Here is a 501-nt window from a genome sequence, read left to right on the forward strand (position 1 = left end):
CGCCCGGGTCCGGCCCTCGCCCGAGGGCGCGCCGCCGCGGCGGTCCGCCGGTTCGGGCGAGGGCCGCTCGGCGCGGTGTCCCGCTCCGGCGCCACGGGCGCTCGGCTGCGAGTGGCCGTCCTCCGCCACCGCGTGCTCGACCGGCCGCGCCGGGCCGCGCCGGGTGGCCGGACCGGGCTGCGGCGGGACCAGCGGCTTGATCCGGTTCTTGCCGGGTGCGGGCAGCGGGGCCTGCGGCGCGTTCCTGGCCCGCCCGGCCGCCATGGCACCGCCGGTCCGGGAGGTCGAGCCCTTCGCCGGACCGGCCGCACCGGCGGCACCACTCTGACCTTGACCGTGCCCCTGCCCCTGACCGTGCCCCTGACCCTGGCTCAGGCCGTGGCCGCCGCCGGGGTGCGTCGCCGTACCGAGCAGGCCGCCCGGTGCGCCGACCCCCGTCGGGCCCGCGAGCAGGCCGCCGCCCGGGCCGGCCGGCGCGCCGCCGCCCGGTCCACCGGGACC

At 83.0% G+C, this 501-nt stretch carries 1 pseudogene; it reads right to left on the reverse strand.

What is annotated here, in order from left to right:
* A pseudogene (locus ABD323_RS45845) lies at positions 1 to 264 on the reverse strand (hypothetical protein); the annotation flags it as partial.
* Positions 265 to 501 lie beyond the last annotated feature (237 nt).

This window comes from Kitasatospora nipponensis, from assembly GCF_039528135.1.
In the GTDB taxonomy this organism is placed as follows: domain Bacteria; phylum Actinomycetota; class Actinomycetes; order Streptomycetales; family Streptomycetaceae; genus Kitasatospora; species Kitasatospora nipponensis.